The sequence below is a fragment of the Vibrio diabolicus genome (assembly GCF_011801455.1).
Taxonomy (GTDB): domain Bacteria; phylum Pseudomonadota; class Gammaproteobacteria; order Enterobacterales; family Vibrionaceae; genus Vibrio; species Vibrio diabolicus.
Genome location: NZ_CP042452.1, coordinates 583,224 through 606,606, shown reverse-complemented (window position 1 = coordinate 606,606; position 23,383 = coordinate 583,224). Strand labels below are relative to the sequence as shown.

Here is a 23,383-nt window from a genome sequence, read left to right as displayed (position 1 = left end):
TAAATAAAGTCATTAAAACTAATAAATCCGACACTTTTACTATCAATTAATTTAGAATAACAACGTCATTAAAATAACCACAAACATTAATGTCACAATAATCATTAAAAATAACCAACAAACGATAGTCAAAATATCTTGATAAAAAAAGAACGCAATCACTTTTAGTATAATAGCCGCTACTCTTTTCCTCTAAAGAATAAAATGGCTATGATAAATATAAACCTTTCTTCATTAATTCAGCGTCTACACCCGATTGCAAAAGTAGCATTAGAAGACGCCGCTGCACTTGCAGTCTCTGAAAAAGCAAACGAAGTTCAAATTGAGCATTATTTACTGAGTCTATTAGAAAGGCCAAATAGTGATTTTGACGTCTTATTAAGTCATTTTGATTGTTCTGAGAACTTATTAAGACAATCGGTTCGATCTACACTCGACACCAACGCCAAAGGAAATGGCAGCAAACCTGTTTTTTCTGCTTTATTAATCGAATGGTTACAAGAAAGCTGGCTGGTTTCTTCTTTAGATCTATCCGAAACACAAATCCGCTCTGGCGCCCTACTCCTTACTCTTGTTAGCAACCCTCTCCGTTACGGCCAACATGGTTACGCCTCTATCCTTGAAGCAGTAAACCCTGATAGCCTTAAACGTAACTTTGCAGAACTAACAAGCCACTCTATTGAGGCGCAAGTTGCTACTTCAGAGAAAACACAAGCTCGTGAAGATGGCTCAGCACTGAGCAAGTTCACAACCGACTTCACTGGTAAAGCACGCAAAGGCGAAATCGATCCTGTTTTCTGCCGCGACCAAGAAATTCGCCAAATCGTAGACATTCTTGCTCGTCGCCGTAAAAACAACCCTATTGCTGTTGGTGAACCGGGCGTTGGTAAAACCGCAGTAGTAGAAGGTTTGGCACTTAAGATTGTACAAGGTGACGTACCAGACAACCTCAAAGGTGTTGAGCTTTACGGCCTGGACATGGGTCTTCTGCAAGCTGGTGCAAGCGTAAAAGGCGAATTCGAAAAACGCCTAAACGCAGTATTGGATGAAGTGAAAAACTCGCCAACTCCAATCATTCTATTCATCGATGAAGCACACACCCTTGTTGGCGGTGGTAACCAAGCAGGCGGCAGCGACGCGGCAAACTTGCTAAAACCAGCCCTAGCGCGTGGTGAAGTGAAAACCATCGCTGCGACAACATGGTCGGAATACAAGAAGTACTTCGAGAAAGATCCTGCTCTTGCGCGTCGTTTCCAATTGGTGAAACTCGACGAACCGTCTCCTGAACAAGCAGCATTGATCATTCGTGGTCTGCGCCCAGCGTACGAGAAGTCACACAACGTTTACGTGCGTGATGACGCCATCACTGCTGCGGCAACGCTTTCTGCTCGTTACATCTCTGGTCGTCAACTACCAGACAAAGCGATCGATGTACTAGATACGGCGTGTGCACGAGTGAACATCAGCCTTAATGCTATTCCTGCTTCTGTAGAGACCCTGCAACAAGAACTTGCAGCTCAACAGCGCGAGCTTGAAGCACTTGAGCGTGATGCTCTGCAGCAAACTGGCGACAAGCACAGCCTTGCTAACATTCCAGACCTAAAACTGGCAATGGAAACAACGAAAGAAGAGCTAGCAGAACAAGAAACGCAATGGCACAAAGAAAAAGAGCAGATCCAAGAGATGATTGCTCTACGCTCTCGCTTACATGAACTGGTCTTCGGCGAAACAAATGAAGAAGAGCTTGTTGCAGACGAAGATTCAGAGCAAGACGTTTCTCCATATGCAGAAATGGATGAAGAAGCCGTTCGCATTGCAATTTCGGCCTGCCAAGAACAGCTAGATGCAATCCGCAATGGCAACCCACTAGTTCACTTTGAAGTGGGCCCAGATGAAGTCAGCCACGTGATCTCGGACTGGACTGGTATTCCTATGGGTAAGATGCTTCAAGACGAAGCAGAAACCACGCTAAAACTGAAAGAAAGCCTAACACAGAGCATCAAAGGCCAAGAATACGCTATCGATGCACTGTCTGAAGGCATTCAAACTGCGAAAGCTGGTCTAGGTAACCCAGACGCACCAACAGGCGTATTCCTGCTGGTTGGCCCAAGTGGCGTGGGTAAAACCGAAACGGCTCGTGCGATCGCTGATCAAATGTTTGGTGGTGAGCGCTTTATGACGACCATTAACATGTCTGAGTTCCAAGAGAAGCACACGGTATCTCGCCTAATCGGTTCGCCTCCGGGTTACGTAGGTTACGGTGAAGGCGGCATGCTGACAGAAGCGGTTCGTCAACGTCCATACTCTGTTGTTCTTCTTGATGAAGTGGAAAAAGCCGACCCTGAAGTGTTGAACCTGTTCTACCAAGTGTTCGACAAAGGCACGCTGAACGACGGCGAAGGTCGCACCATCGACTTCAAGAACACGCTGATCATCATGACCAGTAACCTTGCAACGCATGAGATCGAATCTTTGGTTCATCAATCAAAAGACATCGATGCGAACATCATCGCAGAAGCTATTCGCCCTACTTTGAACCAACACTTCAAGCCGGCGCTGTTGGCGCGTATGTCTGTGCTTCCGTTTGTTCCGCTGTCTGATGAAGCGATGACAGAAATCATTCACCACAAGCTGAACAAAGTTTCTCAACGTCTACAGAGCCATCACAAGTTGTCGCTAAGCTACGAAGAAAGCTTGGTTGAGTTCGTACTAGGTAACTGTCGCCTTGCTGAAACAGGCGCGCGTAATATCGACGCGGTCATCAACCGTCAGTTGCTGCCGCAACTATCGACTCAGCTATTAGTGCATGACAAGGATGATTCACATACGCAAATCGAAGTGTCTGTCGATGAGCAAGGAACACTAACCTATGCGTTCAGCTAACCATAGCGAACTTAGTAACGCCCTACTTGCGATCAGTCAGTCTTTGGCTGATCGCAGCCAGCTTACCCAAACATTGGATGCTGTGTTGACCGCGGCGAGACAAATGACCCTCGCAAAGCACGGCATCATTTATGTTTTGGACCAGACTGGGCAAGCGTTGATTCCAAGTACCGCTCACCATAACGATAAAACGATTGTTTCCCACCCTTGGGAAGCATTACAGTTAGACTCAGCCAGTGAGAACGACCCATTTAACTTTGCCATTCGTAATGGTGAAGTGGTGTTGATTAACGAGTTGTATAAGTACAACGGCTATGACTGCGAAAGCATCTATCAAACTGAGCAGACACTGGGATTAAAAAGCGAGAACTTACTGGCTTGGCCTTTGATTGATAGCGAAAGCAAAACCATTGGACTGTTAGTCTTACTCGATTTGAACGTCATCGACAACGAGGCAGCCTTGACTGAGTTTTGTCGTATGGCTGCGAGTAATATTCGCCAAGCCGTTTGGTTAGAGCAATACGGGCAAGTAATAAAAAATCTCAATGCCGACAATCAAGCCTTAGTACGCGAGAACACTCAGCTCAAAAAGCGTACCCAGAAAGCCTATCAAGGTCCTATTGCAGAGAGCGAAGAAATGCTCAATGTCTTGAATCGTCTTGATAAGGTGCTATCTCTTCCTGTCGATGTGCTGTTGCGTGGTGAAACGGGCGCTGGTAAAGAGGTGATCGCGAAATACATTCACGAAAACTCTAATCGTTCAGAACAACCTTTGATCGTACAGAACTGTGCCGCAATCCCAGAGCAGTTATTAGAGTCAGAACTCTTTGGGCATAAGAAAGGCTCATTTACGGGCGCAGACAAAGACAAAGTCGGTTTGTTTGAAGCAGCCAACGGCGGCACGCTTTTCCTAGATGAAATTGGCGATATGCCAATGCTACTACAAGCGAAGTTACTGCGTGTACTGCAAGAGCGTAAAGTTCGCCCAATCGGCACTAGCAAAGAGATTGAAGTGGACGTTCGCGTTATCGCCGCAACCCACTGTAATCTTATGCAGCAAATCAAAGATGGCGGATTCCGTGCCGATTTGTTCTATCGTTTGAATGTGTTCCCTATTACATTGCCACCTTTAAGAGCACGCAAGTCGGATATTATTCCCCTTGCTGAGCATTTCGTGCAACACACAACCAACACGCTAGGTTTGCCGCAAGCGCCAGGGTTAAGTGCCAACGTACGTAAACAGCTCCTTGCCTATCAATACCCAGGGAACGTGCGTGAGCTTAAGAACATCATTGAGCGCTCGGTGCTACTGTCCGATTTTGAAACCATTACTCACATTGAGTTTGGCGAACAAATCCCAGAAAGTGTGCCAAGTATCGACATGAAAGCAGCTTCACCTACCCCAGAGCAACCTGCTTACGAGCAGCAAGCACAAGCGGATTTAGAAGACGTTTCAAAGAGTCTTAAGGACGTCGTTAGCCAATACGAGCGTACAGTGATCATCGATTGCTTAAATGCCTGCAATTGGCACACCAAGAAGGCCGCTGAGCAATTGGCACTTCCAATGAGCACTCTCAACCATAAGATGAAGAAATACGACATTTCTGCAGCTGGTTGATGGGGGTTAAAAAGAAACTTCTAAATTCAGTATGAAGTCATAAGAAAAGAAAAACCGCCCGAAGGCGGTTTTTTGTATGTTACTTTGCCTGTAAAAGAGCGATTTCCGGCGCATTGAGCGAAGACGCTTGTTTCGTTATCCAATTCTCAACATATCCTTTCTGCTCGTTCTGTACCCCTAGGTTTTTCCAGTGTAAGTGATTCGCCTCACTTGTCGCATTTTCCTTTTCAACAGTTTCTATCCATGGCTTACCCGTCATGAAGTCTTTCACCGCAGGAACTTGAAGCTCAAACTTCGGTAGTTCATAACCTTCACTTACATCCATTTGTTCAAATGAAGCCAGCTCAAGTTTGATAGGTTTTAGATCATTACCATCTAAAACATCACCAAAAGGTCTTAAACCATTAACTAGCTTGCCTGTAGGCGACACATAAGAGTACTCAAAGCGAATTATATAAAGGTACTTTTTCTCGCTTGAAGTTAATAAACGGGAGAAATTCGCGTCATTCTGATCAATAAATTGAACGGCGCTTTGCTCCAGACCTGTACGCTTAGTCGCGCCGCTATCGTCAAGCTCTAGATCAAAAACGGTTCTTGTTTCTATTCCGTTATACCCAGTATTTGACTTCTCGGTAACAAGACGAGAACGAATGTTGACTACCCCGGCATAATGCATCACGTCATGTTTAACTGGTCCCTCTTTGATCTGCAGTTTCACCCCACACTCAATGGCGTTGAGTAACATTGTATCGTAGTCATCACTCGCACGATCATCCCCCAACACCGCAAAACAAAGTGAGAACCTTTGCTCTTTAGACCAATCAAACTTGTTACTTATCAGTTTATTCGCATTGTCTTCACCCCAAGCAAGATCACCATCAATTTCAATACCAGGCAAAATAATAACGTTGCCATCAATAACCTTCGGTGTACTGTCTCGGGATGACGCAGACTCACTCATGACAAACTCTTCGATCAAAAAGTCAGTGTCTGTGAGTTTCGTCTTTTCCAATGTTCGACCGTTAAAGTTTTTCGCTTCTTGAGCAGGGCTTTGACCATCGATACCAAAGTTAACTTCAGTAATATCTAGAGTGTAGTTTTTATATGTACCCAAGCCCTCTAACTTACCCGCTAGCAAATCATGCCCTCCTAGTGAGAAGACATATCTCATCTGCTCAAAAGCACCGGTGTCTCGAACATATTCAAACACGCTTTGACCTGTAAAGAAGGCTTTCACCTCATCTATGACTTTAACATTTGGGCATAGCGGCTTGATTCCATGGATTAAAAACTCACCAAAGCCATATGTTGGCTCAAATTCAAGACCATACAATTCCTCGACACCTTTACTCTCAAAGTGTTTTTGAATCGCTTTATCAGGGTCTTCGAATTGAGAAGCATCCATTTTTGTAAACAACACATCAAAGGTTGGCCCATGAGAGTCCAAGCCAACAACGGCTGCGCGATAAGCGACCTCCTGTAAAAACAGTGCCTTAGATGAGACATTGTCTTTTAAAACCACCTGTAGTTTCACGCGAGTTTGTGGGCGTAGCTTTCGTCCATTCTGCGCAAATGCCCACTCTACATATGGCGTCCATTTCTCACCGTCTTGAACCAGCAAGCGGCTGAACTCTATATCATCACGGCCAAGTTCTTCTTTAGCTAAGTTGAAGTCGTGACAAAATGCTTTTAGGCCTTCTCGGATAGAAGCACTTTCTTGCAAGGACTCATCTGATTTTCGGTCCAAGAATAGACGTGTCTGTACAGGGAATCCCGTATTAAATGCACCACCTATTTTTTCACCGTAACTCCATTGTAACGAGCTATTGGCATCTGATTTAGAGAACAAACCAGATTTTTTAAAGCGGTTTACCCAGTTCAGGGCCAGTGTATTACCATCATTGACTGGTATTTCCCAGTTATCACTCATGACATACAACTGAATAAACTCGTCAACTCGATAATCCTCAATGAAGTCATCAAAGTCACCCGTCAGGCTCCACTTAGCGCGGAGAAGCGTTAGTAACTCAATCAATGAATTCAAAGCATAAGAGCGCAACAAAAAGCGCTTCAACAATTCATCATGATTCGCCTGTTTTTTGAGAAAGTCAGCTAAGCCAACAGCATCAATGACCTGAGGTTGAAGGTCTTGACTTATCCCCTTATACAGTGAGATAAGCTCTTTATTGATGCTACTGAGTGTTTTTAGCATGCTTTTGTTGTTGTACTGAGCTTTGATCTCCTTAAACGTCGCATCACCAAAAAGGTCGCCATAAAAATCAGTTGCAGCGCCCAAAAGATCTGCCCCCACTTTACCGGCAAAATAATAGGCAGCCACTGGTGCGGCAGGCGTCCAGATTGCGACACTTGCCATTGCATCAACGGCAGCAATAATCAACTTATCTTGAGCTTCCTTTGCCGCAAGCTGATGCCCTTCCCAAATTTGATGCGCGCGATTTAATGCCATCGTTCCCGAGCGGCTCGGTGGTAGGGAAACCGCAAAGTCAGGGATGATCAACCTAACCTCTACACGTCGGTTCACAGCGATATCCGCAGTATCTGATCGGTCGTTAACGTCGGCATAACCTTCGATATCATCAATCAGTTGTGACTTACCCTTAAATTCAATCCACAACCTTGATTCTAGATTCGCTCGTTCTTTTTCGCTTGCTTTGGCAAGGATGGCCTCTTTAACGACATCCGCACGCAATCTGGAAATTTTTAAGTTATTTTCATGCGTTCCTATTGGCCCTGCATGGCCAATAATGGCAACTTGGTAATCAGGGTTTTTGGATAAAAGCTGGCATAATTTTTTACATACTTCTATATAGTCGATATGCAGTACTTGAACTTCGTTCTCAAACTCAGCAGAGTTAAACTTGAAGTTCATTCGAACAACGACCCCTTGACCATCAACAAAGATCTGAGCATTCCCTTCTTTACCAAGCGCTTCCTGCACCGCTTCTGCCTTTTTTTGCCAATGTTCTGGATTATCAAAGCGACGAACAAACGTTAAAGAAGAAAGATAGTTTTCAGAGTATTTGCTTAAAGTTTCTTGCGCTTCTTTCGCATTTTTAATTTGTTCAGAGAACGCCGAATATTGCTCTAACGCTTCCTTGCCACTTGCGATAACTCCAATTGCTGGTAGCGCGCGATTTGTTCCGCTCAAAAAATCACTGCTTAAACGTCCAACGCAACGCATGATTTTTGACTCTGGGCCTGCCGCTTTAAAAGCACGTTTGATATAAGGAATATCGATTACATGCTTTCTAAACACTAACGCTTGTGCTTGTTTCAGCGTTAGCTCTTTACGCGCAAAAACCTTTGCAAGGCTGACGCTCTTTTTAACACCACTGGTGGCGGCAAGTGCCGAATGTAACGCGATACCACTCATCAGAAATGGAGGTAAAGCCCCTGATTCACTGTTTTCCCATAGCGCCTGCCCGATGGTTTTCGCCATATCCGCAGGTGGGCCAAAAAGCTTAGCACCGTCAATGGAGAGAAAATCACTGCTCAACGATTCGTAGGTTTTGTTGATCGCAGCATGCAAAGATAACGGTGCGACGCCCGGCTTTTGCTTAGTTTGATAGGTTAACCCCTTTGTCGCGTAGTCTGAATAAGATGGCAACTGATTAGGAAATTGTTGGATGAGCGCTTCCTCTAAGGTGATCATGTCACCACACACGCACGCCATTTTGCCAATGCCCGCGGTCTCGATAAACGTCAGCTTTTCATGCAGCTCATAAGTATATACATTCTGCTCCACATCAGTTTTAGGGTGTTTCATAAACTGCTTTGTGACATTGGCCTTCAGTACACTTTCGGGTAACACCTTACGTGTTTCATCGAATGCTAACCACTCGTCTTCCCAAAATTGGATGCGCAACAAATAAAAGCCATCTTCAACTTGGTTTGGATCAAGGTTAAACAATGCACTTGGTAAAACTGCATTACCTTCCGTTTTTGTCGCCCACAAAGGCTCCTTTACCGAGACCGTCCCTTCAGCGATAATTTCTTCAGTTGCATTTTCTATATCACCCGCCTGAATACTTTGAACTGGGCGAATTAACGAAACGTCAGCGCCACCATAAAGCTTGTCTGTGAACAGTACCGCACAACTGTGCATCCTTGGTACAACAAAACCTTTCAGGGGTAGATTTCTTTTTTTCTGACGCTCCAACCAATTATTGTAGCGTTGTTGCTCTGCTGTGAGATCGCCCCCAACATACGAAGGAGCCAGTTGACTCAGGGCAATTTCAGTAAGTTGGAACTGCACCCCAGTTTGGTTTGTTTCGTTAGTCCCATCATCAATGTACTGAGCAAAATGCTTGATGTTTTCAGCAAGGCTCGCCAGATCTTTTGCGCCCCCCGTACTTTCTGGATCATTCTGCGGCGCAATCATCTGCGCCAACAAACGCAATGGCGGAAAGCTTAATTCATAGCTTTTCCCTTTGCTGACCCCTTCCGGTCGGTTGCCTAACTTGAGCACTTCGTAATTGTCGACATCACTCGGCACTGAACTTTCAGAATTGACTTTTTCTCCCGATAAAGGTTGCTTACCCCCTGTTCGCGGTGGCTCACCTAAACCTAACTCGACCAATTTCCCTTCTTTGGTGGTGCCCCATAGCACGGGAACGCCTCCCGATAAGGCATTGACCATCACTGGTGTCAAAGGAATAGGACGAATCTTTCCAGTTAGCTCATCAACCTGCGTTAAATCCGATTTTGTATGCCAATCAAATATTCGGCCTTCATCCGTATCGTAGCCGTGAAATAAAGCACCAAATAGGTAGATCTCATCATCGTAAGTTCTGGCCATTATTCGACCTCCTTAAACCAGTTGCCATGATTTGCAGATAGGTTATATACGATGGCGGGATCTAACGTTCGGCTGTAACCTAGCGGCTCCCAATCCCACGCTTGTTTGGTCTTGCTATCTAGAACTCTCATTCGTGTCATATGTTTATTAACTAATGCGAAACGACTGTTTAAACCAATAGCAAATTGCATCGGGGAGGAAGTAGGTACTTCGCGATTGGCTGTAACATCCATTTTAAAAACACCAGCGCTCATATTCGCTCCCCAAGATACGTCGCCTTCCGGGCTGATCGCAGTCTCATCAGCACGCGCATGTTGAGGCTTTAAGTTCTCTCCCCATCGAGCACTCTGTAACTTTTTACCCGTTTTCTCATCATAAACAACAGTAAACACCTCAGTGACCTTGTAACGCTTCCCATCTTTGATCATACCCGTATCTGTTATGTGCAGATCGGTCTTTTCCGCCTCACCTTTAGCAATGTCCCACTTATACACCGTACGGCCAACCTTACCCGTACGGTAATAAACGTAACTGCTGTCTTCCGCCCATAGGAAACCCGGAATACCTGCTAAACGATGCGGTAAGTCAATCAATTTTTGCTCTTTTAAATCAAAAAGATAAATGTCAGGTCCGGAGTTCAGTGCAGCGTAACGATTGTTTGGCGAGCGACTGGTTTTATATCGAGTGCTGGATGCCTTTCCAAGATAGGGTAAATCCGTCACCAAACGTAGGTCCGTACCATCGGTCTTCATACTCCAAACTTTTACACGTCCTTCGTACTCATCGTACATTGGGTCTGGTCCATACCCTTGGTCGTTTGATAAGTTTGCCCAAGTAAACTGAACGCGTGGCAAATCGTAAGAGCTCGCGTCATTTAAATCTTCCCTTGGCCATTCTTTGGCACGATGGATAAAGTAACGAGGAAAGTCACGTTGTTGAAAAGTAGCAAAGTCAGCTTTACGGATCTCGCTCTGTTCCATGGTGTAATAGTTGTGTTCACCAACATAGGTGCGGCCGTCATCTTTACAACCCGCTATCGATAAAGCAGCAAGCAACAGTAATAGTGTTTTTTTCATGGTTTAACCTAGCAATTCTGAAATGGGTACATTTTCTTCTACAACGACAAGACGTTGGCTACCCGTGGAGAGACTCGAATGAACACCTCGAACAATATCGACGCTCTTGACCTCTTCCGGCGGGAATGCGAACCGAAGCGTCATATAACCATCGTCGTCTTTCATTGCTGAACGAAAGTACGATTTGTGAATCCAATCGTGTTCTATGTTACGAAGCCCAAAGAAATCATCCGGCTGATCTGTCAACGGCTCATGAAGGTAACGTATAGAAGGCAATGCGCCTCTTGGAGCCAATTTAAGCCCCGCAATATTGCTTTCTTTATGTTCATTGATGATTCCACTGCCAGTGCCTGTCGATGCGGTACCGGAAACTGGAATAATATTCTCACCCGCATTATTAAAGCTTTGGGATGAGGAGTATATTTGCAACTCTGAAAGAGACTTAGCAATTGAAGCAGGATCACTCTCTAGCTCAGACAGTTCCGTGTTTGTCAAAGCCAACTCGGAATAATGGATATAACATTCTTGTACTTCTCCCGCGACTTTATATGGCACCCAAATATGCGGTAGAGGAACACCTTGTGCAATACGCAAACCATCTTTGCCAGCTTTATAAGGGCTTAGCACCGTTTTAACAGTGATAGGATCAATATCTAATTCTGGAAAAACAACATCTACTTCCTCATCTACAAGGCGGAATACCCTAGCACCTTGATCAAGGCTTAGATGTCCCGAATAAACTTTCTGACCGGATTGATAAATCTCAAATGATTCTTCGCCAATATAGTAGTCTGGTACAAGGTTTGCCCCATCAATGTTGACATGTCGTGTTTTCATCGAGGATTCAGGGTCATTATTTCTGTAGTACTCTAAATCGACATCAGCAAAGTAGCCTTTTGGTGTAACTTCAACCTCACGCCAAACTTTGTTATTCCAGATTACATAAAAATAACCTTCTGCAACCAACTCATGCCCATTTGTGCCCTCTAGCATAGGTAGCACAGGCACCAACACGTTATCCCACTCATCCATCTGAGTATCTTTATCAACGGGTTGCAAGTCTTCGGCGAGTTTAAGCAAAATTGGCTGAGGCTGGTCAGTGCAAGGGATTTTGATATAGAGCGTTTTGCCCTCAGCTTCGAGATCTTTAAATGTCGCGAGGCTGCGGTGTTTGTTTTCTGTATCAGCCTTGCCTACAGTCACTTTTTCTTTTTGAGTTTCCGTTTTTCCCAACATCAAACATGCCGCGTTGCTAGACCACTGCCCTGCAAACTCGACAACAATTTTTTGGTCTGGGCTTGGCTCAGAAGGTACATGCGTGTAACTGCGAACTAGAGCAACATCGTCAGTAACCTGCTTGTAACCCGCTTTAAAAACTTTGCTTTCATTCGAAGCAGATACAGAGTCAACGAGTGTTTTAAGTCTAGGGAAGCTTTGCAGCTGAGAGTCCGTCAATGGCGACCGACGAGCAACGGTAGATAATGACACCCAATTGCCTTTTCCCAATTCGATTCTTATAGCAGCTAGCAATGCGCTGGTCGTTTTTTTGGCAGAGATGGAAATCTTTTGCGCCAATTCTTTAGGGAGGTTTCTAAGGATGTCATCTGAATTTCGCAAACGCGAAAGCTGTCCTATACACTCGTCCGGTGTAAGAACATAAGATAGCTCGTTGGAGGATAGCTTCGAGCTAGGTATAAATTTGCAAACTAAATGCATTTGAATTCTCCACAACCAACATCGTAAATATGGCTGCGGTGACAATTAAGCTGATAAGGCTTACAAGTACGATTTGGTCTGCGTATCCTACTTACTTAGCCATTTATTTTCAACGAGATAGAAAAATCGCCCGAAATAAAAAACACCAAAAAAACGGTGATTTTTGCTATCAAAACATGCGATTTGACCACAATAAAAGCCAGTAACATCACCCACTCTGTCAAAATGGTAAAATCTTACTATCTAAAAAAATTTAATTTATGGACTGAAGTTAACAAAAATCATAGTAACGTGCGCTTCAGGTAAGCACGAGGAAATTCAGAAGCTGATGAGGTGCCCTCCTCAGCAACAAACAACAAATTGACTGTTACTGAGGAAGTTTAAATAAAAAGGTGAGCGCATTACGCACTCACAAAAGTAACTGCTCTGAAGCTTGCTAGGATTAAATTTGCTTCATCGCGAGTTAAAGAGGCGAGGTATTACCCATCGACCTCATGCAGAACACTATACTCAGAGTATAGAAACGAGCGTAAATGTATAATATTTAAAAAGATTTTCAACGCGACACATTAACCACAGCACCTGCCGAGCGACCATCACAATCACGTCATACACACCTAAAAGCAACATTGGCCTAGTTATTATAGTTATTCAGCCTTGTATTAAGACGATTCATTAATTCGAGTAACTTATCAATAAAGGCAATTATTTTGATAAATATCACAAAAAGTCCCAAATAAAGCGAGCTAAACGCTCGCTTTATTTATGCCGCATTTTTTAAAGTTTTGTTCTCACTAAAATATCGGTTGTAGACAGCACCTAAGGAGGCTGTATTTGCGAAGCGATCATAATTAAATGTTGCTTGAGCCTCTTCGGCAGAAGCGGAAAGCTTGTTGGTACCATTCACATAAATCGTCACCACCCCCTCCTTCAGTCCTGAAAGATCTAAATCAGTTGTCCATGAGTCTGAAAGCACGGTTGCCATGCCTGTGGCTTCTTTACCATCAGCGTCGACTACTTTGATATCTATGAACTCACCATCTTCAAATCGTTCACTGCTACCACTTACTGTCACGCTTTCCACTCCAGCAACATCGTTGATAACGTCTAGGTGTATTGTTGGTGTAATTGGCATGGAGTAAGCCGTGTTCTGACTACCGGTATTCCCTGATAAGTCTTGGTAGTCACGAACTAGCAACGCCACATTGAGCTCTGACGTGCTTGGTACCACCACATCACCAGTCCAAACACTTGGGTCCGCGGTTGCCACTAACGAGGTGATCGTTGTGCCACCTAACTCCGCCACAGCACCTTGCAATGCTTTATCGAATTCCAGCGCCACCGTCACGCTTTGGCCGATGGCTTGGTGCTCAGGCGTAAACGTCACGTTAGTCAAGGTTGGCAGAGATTGCGCGAGTGTAAAGCTCTGGCTTTCACTCACTTCAATGCCCGCAGAGTTCGTCCCCGTCACCATCACGATATAAGTGCCATTGGTTTGATGACTCATATCCATTGCGTCACTGGTCCAAGTGCCACCGGCTTGTACTGTCGCACTGCCGCTTTTTAGTACCGTCGCGCTGCCTTGGGCTTTCACTTCAAGACGCAGGGACTGACCGTCAAAACGTGTCGACGTGCCTTCGAATTGTAGCGTGGCGGCATGCGCTTCATCCACACTGCCCACTGGCGTAATAGCTAAGGTTGGTGTGATCGGCATGGAGTAAGCCGTGTTCTGGCCACCGGTATTCCCTGATAAGTCTTGGTAGTCACGAACCAGCAACGCCACATTGAGCTCTGACGTGCTTGGTACTACCACATCACCAGTCCAAACGCTTGGGTCCGCGGTTGCCACTAATGAAGTGATCGTGGTACCACCTAACTCCGCTGCGGCGGATTGCAGATCTTTATCGAATTCCAGCGTTACCGTCACGCTTTGGCCGATGGCTTGGTGCTCAGGCGTAAACGTCACGTTAGTCAAGGTTGGCAGAGACTGCGCGAGTGTAAAGCTCTGGCTTTCACTCACTTCAATACCCGCAGAGTTCGTCCCCGTCACCATCACGGTGTAAGAGCCATTGGTTTGGTGACTCATGTCCATTGCGTCACTGGTCCAAGTGCCACCGGCTTGTACTGTCGCACTGCCGCTTTTTAGTACCGTCGCGCTGCCTTGGGCTTTCACTTCAAGACGCAGGGACTGACTGTCAAAACGTGTCGACGTACCTTCGAATTGTAGTGTGGCGGCATGCGTTTCATCCACATTGCCCACTGGCGTAATAGCTAAGGTTGGCGTGATCGGCATGGAGTAAGCCGTGTTCTGGCTACCGGTATTTCCTGATAAGTCTTGGTAGTCACGAACAAGCAACGCCACATTGAGCTCTGACGTGCTTGGTACCACCACATCACCAGTCCAAACGCTTGGGTCCGCGGTTGCCACTAATGAAGTGATCGTCGTGCCACCTAACTCCGCTGCGGCGGATTGCAGATCTTTATCGAATTCCAGCGTCACCGTCACGCTTTGGCCGATGGCTTGGTGCTCAGGCGTAAACGTCACGTTGGTCAGCGTTGGTAGAGACTGCGCGAGTGTAAAGCTCTGGCTTTCACTCACTTCAATGCCCGCTGAATTCGTCCCTGTCACCATCACGGTATAAGTACCATTGGTTTGGTGACTCATATTCATCGCGTCACTGGTCCAAGTGCCACCGGCTTGTACCGTTGCACTGCTGCTTTTCAATACCGTCGCGCCGCCTTGGGCTTTCACTTCAAGACGCAGGGACTGGCCGTCAAAACGTGTCGACGTACCTTCGAATTGTAGTGTGGCGGCATGCGTTTCATCCACACTGCCCACAGGCGTAATAGCTAAGGTCGGCGTGATCGGCATGGAGTAAGCCGCGTTCTGGCTACCTGTATTCCCTGATAAGTCTTGGTAGTCACGAACAAGCAACTCAACATTGAGATCTGACGTGCTTGGTACCACCACATCACCAGTCCAAACGCTTGGGTCCGCGGTTGCCACTAATGAAGTGATCGTGGTACCACCTAACGCCGCCGCTGCGGATTGCAGATCTTTATCGAATTCCAGCGTTACCGTCACGCTTTGGCCGATGGCTTGATGCTCAGGAGTAAAGGTCACGTTAGTCAAGGTTGGCAGAGATTGCGCCAATGTAAAGCTCTGGCTTTCACTCACTTCAATGCCAGCTGAGTTCGTCCCTGTCACAATCACGGTGTAAGTGCCGTTGGTTTGGTGACTCATGTCCATTGCGTCACTGGTCCAAGTGCCACCAGCTTGTACCGTTGCACTGCTGCTTTTCAATACCGTCGCACTGCCTTGGGCTTTCACTTCAAGACGCAGGGACTGTCCGTCAAAACGTGTTGACGTACCTTCGAATTGTAACGTGGCGGCTTGCATTTCATTCACACTGCCCACTGGAGTGATGGCTAAGGTCGGTGTGATCGGTAATTCGTGAGCGGTGTTATCCTCCCCTATGTTACCAGTCAAATCTTTAAACTGACTAACAACCAAGTCGACACTTAACAGCGTGGTGCTCGGAACTTGTACATCACCAACCCAGACCTTTTTATCTGCCGTTGCGGACAGAGAACTGATGCGATTGCCGCCAAGCTTGGCGGTCGCCTCTTGGAGCTCTTTATCAAACTCAAGCGAGACACTCACGCTTTGAACCACGCTCTGATGCTCGGGGTTAAATGTCACATTGGTCAGTTTTGGTAAGGTTCCTTCAACCGCGATACTTAAGCTGCTTCCTTTTCCAGGAATTGTGTTGGTACTTTGATAGCTATTATCTTCTACCTGAATAGTGATATTTTTATCTTGTTTTTCTGGGCTGATGTAATTAACCGTCCACGTAATATTGTCTGAAGTCGACCAAGTATCTTGTTTTAACGTTCCTGTTGCACCGCTATCACTAGCGACAAGATGGACATCTGAGATATCAAAGTTCGTAACTTCTTCTGTAAAGTTAAACGCGAGCGTAATCTCTTCGCCTCCAAAAAGAGGGGCGCTTGAGGCGGTAGAGATACTTAGCCCGGGAACGGTTGCCGCTTCCACATGCGCGTCAATAGAACTTTCACTCTTGTTATCCACCTTGTCTGTTGCTGCCACCGTGATCGTATGATCGCCTTTAGGTAACAAATAGCTTATGACATAAGGCCCCGCTTCGGTTGTCGGCTCAGTAATCGCTTGAGGAGCCACAGTGCTGCCACCACTCACCGCTTTTGACGTGACGAGGTTTAAATTTTTATCTGTAATGTATGCGCTAATTTCTAGCTGATACTTATCGTTTGTCGGTATCTTAGAGATTTGATTAGCACTTAAGCCAGAAATACTTGGAACGTCATAATCAACAATAGACTCGATAACTTGTCCATCATAACTTTTGCCTAGTAATTCAAAGCTTGTATTCTCTCTTCCAACTGAGTCCGTCACCGTCACCTTAAGGGTATATGACCCTTGGTTATCGACGGCAAAGTTCATCATTCCATTACCACTAGATGAGATAACATCACCTGAGTAACGCAAGGAATCACCTAGGCTTGGAATAAGCTCCACAGAATATTGTGAAGCTTTCACTCTTTCTCCTTCCACCGTAGATACCGTAAACGGCTGGCTCGCCTTGGTTAAAAACAGTTTCCCACCCTGCAAACTCGTAATTCCATCGAAATCAACTGTGACTTTAGGAACACTAATATCAATGACTTTTCTGATATCAGAATACAGTCCGACGCTATCTGTCGCTTTGATGTCTACTGTGATTGAACCACGCCCCTCTAACTGAGATTTCGGTAGTTCAAAGTACGTAGATGAACCATTCCCATCCTCTACTCTTTCTTCTTGATAACTCGGGTTTAAAACCGAGTAGTTTACTTTTGCGAGGCTGCTACCAGTGTCCGTTATGTCGAAACGAAAACGAACATTATCTGGATTTGTTGGCGATTCAGTTACGATAATCTCATCGCCAACACTTGGAGATGTATTGTCAACTTTAATATCAACGGTCGCTTCACCGACTCTCGACCACACATCCGTTGCGGTAATAATTGTCCTGATCGTTTTTCCATCAGCATCGCTAGGAAGTTCACTCGTAAATGTTGAACACTTGTAGGTTGGGTCATCTGCACACACTTCCAATTGCGCAAACTTCTCCGGATTATCTTTATAGTTGTAGGATTCCGTTCCAAATCTGGCCATCACATTGTCTAGCCTAGAGTTTTCATACAACTTAATTCTGAATTTAGCGACAAGCTGCTGGCCATTAATGGTTGTGTTTCCGACCGGATCAGTAATTTCAACGACTACCGAACCTTTAGGTAATTCAAGCAGTAGATCATGCTCTGGCGTCAAGTTTCCTGCTAAGTCAGATACGTTTTTGATTTTGTATTCTTGAGTTGTACTCAGACCATCAATAATATCGGCGTAGGATTCAGAGTACGTACACTTGATATTTCCAACACCTTTGGCACAGGTCGTTGGTGTATAAGCTTTGTTGCCAAGATTACGAACCAACTTTGGATATTTATCTGAACTTTCAGTATTCACGCCTGATAAAGCATCATTGAAAGAGAGCTCAAATGTGAGCATCTTCTTCTTCAAAGCTTCATCAAACCAAACATCACTTCCTTTAAAACTGTATGAGTTACCATCCACGACTGTCGGTGCATCAATATCCACCATCGAGAAATTGAACTTGTTGATCGTTTCACGCCCATTTGTACCCAAGGTTTTAGTGATCAAAGTGACAGGTGCTTTGGTCATGTTTTGCCCAACATTGACACTACAACTGTAAGGTTCTTGCGATACGTTGATAACACCAGACGTTGGTTGCTCGTTAGTTGGTGGCGCATCTAGAGAGTTGTATTCTTCACGAACCCAACACTCTAACGTTTTGGCTTTGACCGCACTCAATGTAGTAAAGGTGACATCAAGAACACCATCAGATAAGTAGTTCTGGAAGTCCAGCGGACTTGCAACCGAGAGAACCACGCCTTCACGCTGTACGCTAAAGGTTTGGTTTACTTTTCCAACCTTTCTGTCTTTTTCGTCAAGGTAACGAACTTTGTTGTAAACCTTTATATCAAGTTCATAGTTACCATCTTTGGCAATTTGTGTAGAAAGCAGCGTTGCCGTCCAAGTGCCATCTGCGGTTTCTGAGAACGTAAAGTTAGTCCCGTTTTGCTCTCCAGAAAATCTATACGTTGAGTCAATTCGATCAACGCCACTGTCATCAACAATATCAAGCGTAAGTACGATATTCCCATCTTGATAGATGGTGCTGTTTGTAATTGGCGTTCCATCCGTGTAACTCATCGCTAGGGTTACCTGCGGGATGGAATTGTACACTTTAACGGTAAAATCTTGCTCACCACTGGTTAAGGTTGTGTTGCCACGAACATCAGACCCTTTTAAACGAACCTTGTGTGTACCCGTACCTAAATCACCAAGACTCACTTTGAGATCTTCATTGATTTTTTTACCTGGAGAGCCAGGTAATGGCTCCAGATCGCTAAACGTCCAATACTCTAAGCTTTCTCGGTTTACACCATTAATTGAAATATCACCGTTTGCATTTAGGTCTAGCGCCGTTAGGTCAAAGACATAGTTTCCTAAGTAGTAGTCATTCGCATTGAAACCACTTAATCCTAATGTTGGCCCATCACGATCAAGAATAACCTTGTGCGTGTTAGAACTAGACTCAAAACCATAAATATCGGTTGCTTTTACATACAATGACGTTGTTTTTTCATCTTCAGAAATGTCTATTTTATCTGTGTCACTCTTGATAAGAGACATGACAAACTCTTTAGATGAATCCGTTGGCACAATTGTCTTAATTGGCGAATCTTTACCACTTTGATACAGCGAGACTTGCTCAAGGTCTGAATCGTCTATTACGGATTTAAATCGCACATTGAACTCACGCCCTATGACATAGTTCTCTTTAGACAATGTGTCTTCAACCCAAGGCGTATTTAGGATGATTTCGGGGCCTTTGTTATCGACTTGGAAGGTGAATTTCCCTGTTGTACTGACATTGGCAGGGTAAGCGTTGTCCGTCGCAGTGACGTAAAATTCATTCCATTCATCGTAATCAAATGCTTTTGAAACCAGTTGGACTTTGACGTCAGGCTGTTCACCAACTAGGTATGGTACGTCACACGCCTCTGTTAGAGGGTCACAGCTTTCTAATGTCAGAGCCTGACCAGATCCGCGGCGCAGATCTATTTTTACGTTATTGCCAGAGCTTAACGTCCCCCAATCAATGACAGGTGTCCATTGGTTATTACCACCTAAACGGCTTTGAACCTGCTCGCTTTTTACAATAGGAGCTTCAGAGTCGATACGAATATTGAATCTCGGAGCGGTGCTAGTTAACTCTGAAACGGAGTTACCTAAGTTGTCCTCTGCCGCTGCAACGACTAGCCAATCACCATCACCCGGGTAAATCGTCGCGCCTTGATTTGAACAAAGCTCCCCCGTACATAATTTGACTTTAAAGGCGTCTTTCGAGTTATTCGAAAAGTCCTCTGGTGTGTATGTGACTTTTTCACCCGTTTGCTGGTAGAAAACAAGACCTCTTGAAGAAAGCTTGTCACCCACAACATCTTCAACCTTGAAGGTCAATTCATGGGTATTTTTGGCATTTAAATAAATACCGGCTTCTACAGATTTACCATCGACGTCATTAGGTGGGAGGTAACTCGTTTTAGGGAAATCATTATCAATAAATACCGTTTCTATAAACGGAGCTTTGCCATCGTAACCATACGCATTGCCATGTGGGTCCATGGCACTGGTTTCCACAGCAAACTCTACAATATCTTTTAGTTCACTAGACTGAGAGTTAAGGGTAAAGAGGTACTCTTTTCGATAAGCATTGCTGTTGCCAGGGTTCTCTACAATGTTGATGTCCAGCGGTATTTCAATGTTTGGCTCACTGGCTTGATACCACATCGTGCTAAACTTCGGACCATAAGCGTCAGTTTCTACAATACCAGAAGGATCGTCTAGGACAATTTTAGAAACAACTTCACCAGCAATATAAAGCTTATTGCCAACCATCGTCTCTCGACCGCTTTCAATCGTTAATTTTGGCTGTGGAGGCAAGATATCGATACTGCTACCCTCTGTATCAAAAATGTTCTTACCATTTAAGTTAGGATTAGCCATCGAAATATCATCAGCATAGAGCTGCGCGATATTGGTCTCAATACCGTATTTGCTCGCCATGATTTCGTAATACGATTGCGCTAAATCCTTTCGATAAGTATCGGAACCGAATTGATAAGAATCGAGCATAACCTGACGTCCACCAACACCAATACCATTCGCTTTTCCATCAAAGCTCAAATCATCGTAAATAGCGGAGGCAAAATCTAATGAGTTATTTCTCGGCATTCCCTGAGCAATACTATCGATGGCTTCGACAAGAAATCGGTGTAGATAATCGTTTGATGGCTTTTCTGGAATCGCTTTGGTAGCAAGCATTTCGTTCGTTGCATAAGGCACAACCGTTGGATCAAACCCAAAGAATGAGTTGTTGTTCGTGCCTGATAACGCGTAGCGCACCTCATCAAGAATTTGAATCGCACGCTCAGAAGTTTTCTCTCCGGCAGTGACTTGATCCCACTGGAAATCAAACAAGCTAGTCTGATATGTCGATAGTTCAGTAATATAGTAAGTCTGGGAGCCATTGAGCTTAAAGTACACACCAATATTGGCCTTGTTTAAATCAACCGTTACTTTTTTGGTTCCTGGATCTCTTTTCCATTGATAGTAGTATGGCTCGCTGCCTTCGATACCAATTAAACGAACACGCATGAAGTCATAATTCACAACATCAGTTGTGGTTTCACAACTCGCGACGTCAAGAGCCATTGATTGATCACTTTCCAATTGTTGGATAGTGGTACAACTCGCAAGTGAAGTGAATTCACCATTTGGACTCAACCCTTCAAGTTGCGCTCGCGCACCAATAAATGGTGTCACCACTTTTATAGTTGGCAGATCAAAGCTACTTCTAAAATATACTTCTCTTGGAGTGCTTTCGTTATCAGACTCATCGACGGTTTGAATGACTAGCTTTTGACTACTGTTTTCTGATACCGATTTAAAGCTGTCACCCAAAATATCTCTTACAAATGGAATGTAATAGATGACATCTTCTACACGCCCATTGCTATCTAACAGCGTTTCGTGCGGAATTTTTGCGATGTAGTCGTCATCCGATGCGGTTGTATCAATAACCTGCTGAAGTGAGTAATTATTATCGTTATTTTGGCTGACATAATACTTGACGACGAGCTTCAGTTTATTGGCGTTGGAGCCTAAAACCGTATCGGTATTTACGTCTGATACTTTCACACGAACATAAGGGATTTTATTCTCTTTCAACAAGTTAGCGTTGAAGTTACTAAAATCTACCCCTTTTAATGAATTCTGAATCCCTATACTTGCGTACGCATAGTCAATCTTCAAGAAATCACGGCTCGCTTGAACATTGTCTGGGGTATACGTATCTTGAGAGTAGATACCATCGTAAGTGGTTCGTTCACCATCTAAACCGACATTTACGTACGTCATTGACGCACCTTCAGGATAAGTAATCGTTTGTGCTGGCGCTTGATCGTCACGACTTACTGCATGCTGAGCGGCACCCGTATTGCCTTTGCTATCCTTCGCTCGAACCTCAAATACCGTCGTAGATAGGAATTCATCAGTTGGGTAAGCCTTACTAAACTCACAAGCATTTCCAGACTCTACAGTGACAGGAGAACATGTGACGTCCTGATGTAAGCCATCTTTAAATGAAATACTGACCGAACTAATCTCTTGCGAGCTTTCTTTTACAACCCCTTTCAGAACATACTCTTTAAGTTGATTATTAATTGCACTCGCCGATGTAATATCAATAACAGGCGCATCGTTATCCCATTCAAAGTTGATATGAAGACCCGAATGGCTGCCTGGAATTAACTCATTACCCAATACATCCGCTGTATATAAGACTAATCGTGCTGCTGTTACGTTTGAGAGCCCTGTGGCAGGGTTCATATCCACACTATCGATCTCTTTGGTATTAATGTTAACTTTAACGTTGGTCTCTCGAAGGCCAACTTCAAAATCATCAAATTCAACCGAACAGAATGTGCTTCCAAAATCTTGTATGTCGTTACATTGAAATTCACCAGACCAAGAGCCATTAACCTGATACTGAATAAAGGCGGATACGTCTTCTACACCGATATCATCAACAATCTTTAGATCAACTTTATCGGTGCCAGCGAGCACATCACTGTCCGTACGAGTAACTATTGGCGCATCTGTATCGATATCCGTACCATCTCGCGGTGGAATGACGCCATCAGTACTGCCATATGTACCTAAGTCATTAAGCTTCTTACTAAAGTCGACATAGTCTGCGGCATCAGTACCAGAGATATTGACACTTGGATCGTTTACCACGATCAGAACATGCTGAGATAAATCACGTGTATAAATGTCGCTATTTATCTTTTTCTGTCCAAAGCTGAGGGGAGTCACGGCTCCTGAAGTCTGGCTCACTTCAAGACCATCAAGAACACCATCTGCAATAACATCCCGATATTGGATGTCAGCGAAATGCATTGAAGTGTAGACGTTATCGCTGTTGCCGTATTTTTTTATAAGATCGTAAGAGTAAGACGAGTATGCAGTTAATAAAGCGCCGTATTGATGCCCAGCACTAGCAAAACTGCTTTGCCCACCTTTGGTTATATCAATAGGTTTGGTCTCATTTACGTCAAACCCATACATGCTATTGATACTATCCAAAGCGGTTGAAAAGGCACTCTCATCTGTGGATCCTTGAGAAATTTTGTACTTTGCCAAGCCTGCTGCCAAGTTCGACAGCGGAGTAAGCATTAACTTTTGCTCACTCCCCTCTTTAAAGTTCACAACACCTTCAAATTTAAGTGTCTTCGCATTGCTCACTGATACCGTTTCATTCGTAAACGGGTCGGTATAACTCCCCTCTTTTGCAACAACAAAAAGAGGCATTGAAGACGATTCAAACTCTAGCAGATAGTTTCCGAACGCATCAGACGTCGTGTTAGCCAACTTCCGGCCTAAGTTTCCATTTTTGAATTCGAAAACCTCAATCTTTGCGCCATTTACAGGGGCGTCAAAAACCATACCGGAAATGCTTCCTTTGCTTCTAGCTGGAGGTGTGTTGTCTCCTCCATCACCACCACCACATGCACTCAATAAAAGAGATGTAAGCGTAAGAC

6 protein-coding genes are annotated in these 23,383 nt (G+C 44.6%); 2 read left to right on the top strand and 4 right to left on the bottom strand.

Annotated elements, in window-relative coordinates; genetic code table 11:
• The first annotated feature begins 210 nt into the window (after window positions 1-210).
• Window positions 211-2,883 carry a type VI secretion system ATPase TssH gene (gene tssH / locus FR741_RS18065; RefSeq protein ID WP_167427862.1) on the top strand — a complete coding sequence of 891 codons (2,673 nt, stop codon included), beginning with the start codon at window positions 211-213 and terminating at the stop codon, window positions 2,881-2,883.
• Window positions 2,870-4,501 carry a sigma-54-dependent Fis family transcriptional regulator gene (locus tag FR741_RS18060; RefSeq protein ID WP_167427363.1) on the top strand — a complete coding sequence of 544 codons (1,632 nt, stop codon included), beginning with the start codon at window positions 2,870-2,872 and terminating at the stop codon, window positions 4,499-4,501. The genes tssH and FR741_RS18060 overlap by 14 nt, the downstream gene beginning before the upstream one ends.
• Window positions 4,502-4,580: 79 nt before the next feature.
• On the opposite strand, the gene FR741_RS18055 is transcribed toward FR741_RS18060, so the two are convergent.
• From FR741_RS18055 to FR741_RS18040, 4 genes are all read right to left on the bottom strand, one after another.
• Window positions 4,581-9,320, bottom strand: a complete 4,740-nt coding sequence (locus FR741_RS18055; protein ID WP_167427362.1) for an OmpA family protein — start codon at window positions 9,318-9,320, stop codon at window positions 4,581-4,583.
• Complete coding sequence (locus FR741_RS18050) at window positions 9,320-10,396, bottom strand: hypothetical protein (protein WP_167427361.1); 1,077 nt, start codon at window positions 10,394-10,396, stop codon at window positions 9,320-9,322. Before FR741_RS18050 ends, FR741_RS18055 begins: the two co-directional genes overlap by 1 nt.
• Before the next feature lie 3 nt (window positions 10,397-10,399).
• Window positions 10,400-12,112 (bottom strand): hypothetical protein, encoded by a 1,713-nt coding sequence (locus FR741_RS18045; RefSeq protein WP_233059825.1) that lies wholly within the window; start codon window positions 12,110-12,112, stop codon window positions 10,400-10,402.
• A 763-nt stretch (window positions 12,113-12,875) separates the two neighbouring features.
• Entirely contained in the window at window positions 12,876-23,288 is a 10,413-nt protein-coding gene (locus FR741_RS18040; protein ID WP_167427359.1) for a tandem large repeat, read from the bottom strand.
• Between the last annotated feature and the right edge of the window lie 95 nt (window positions 23,289-23,383).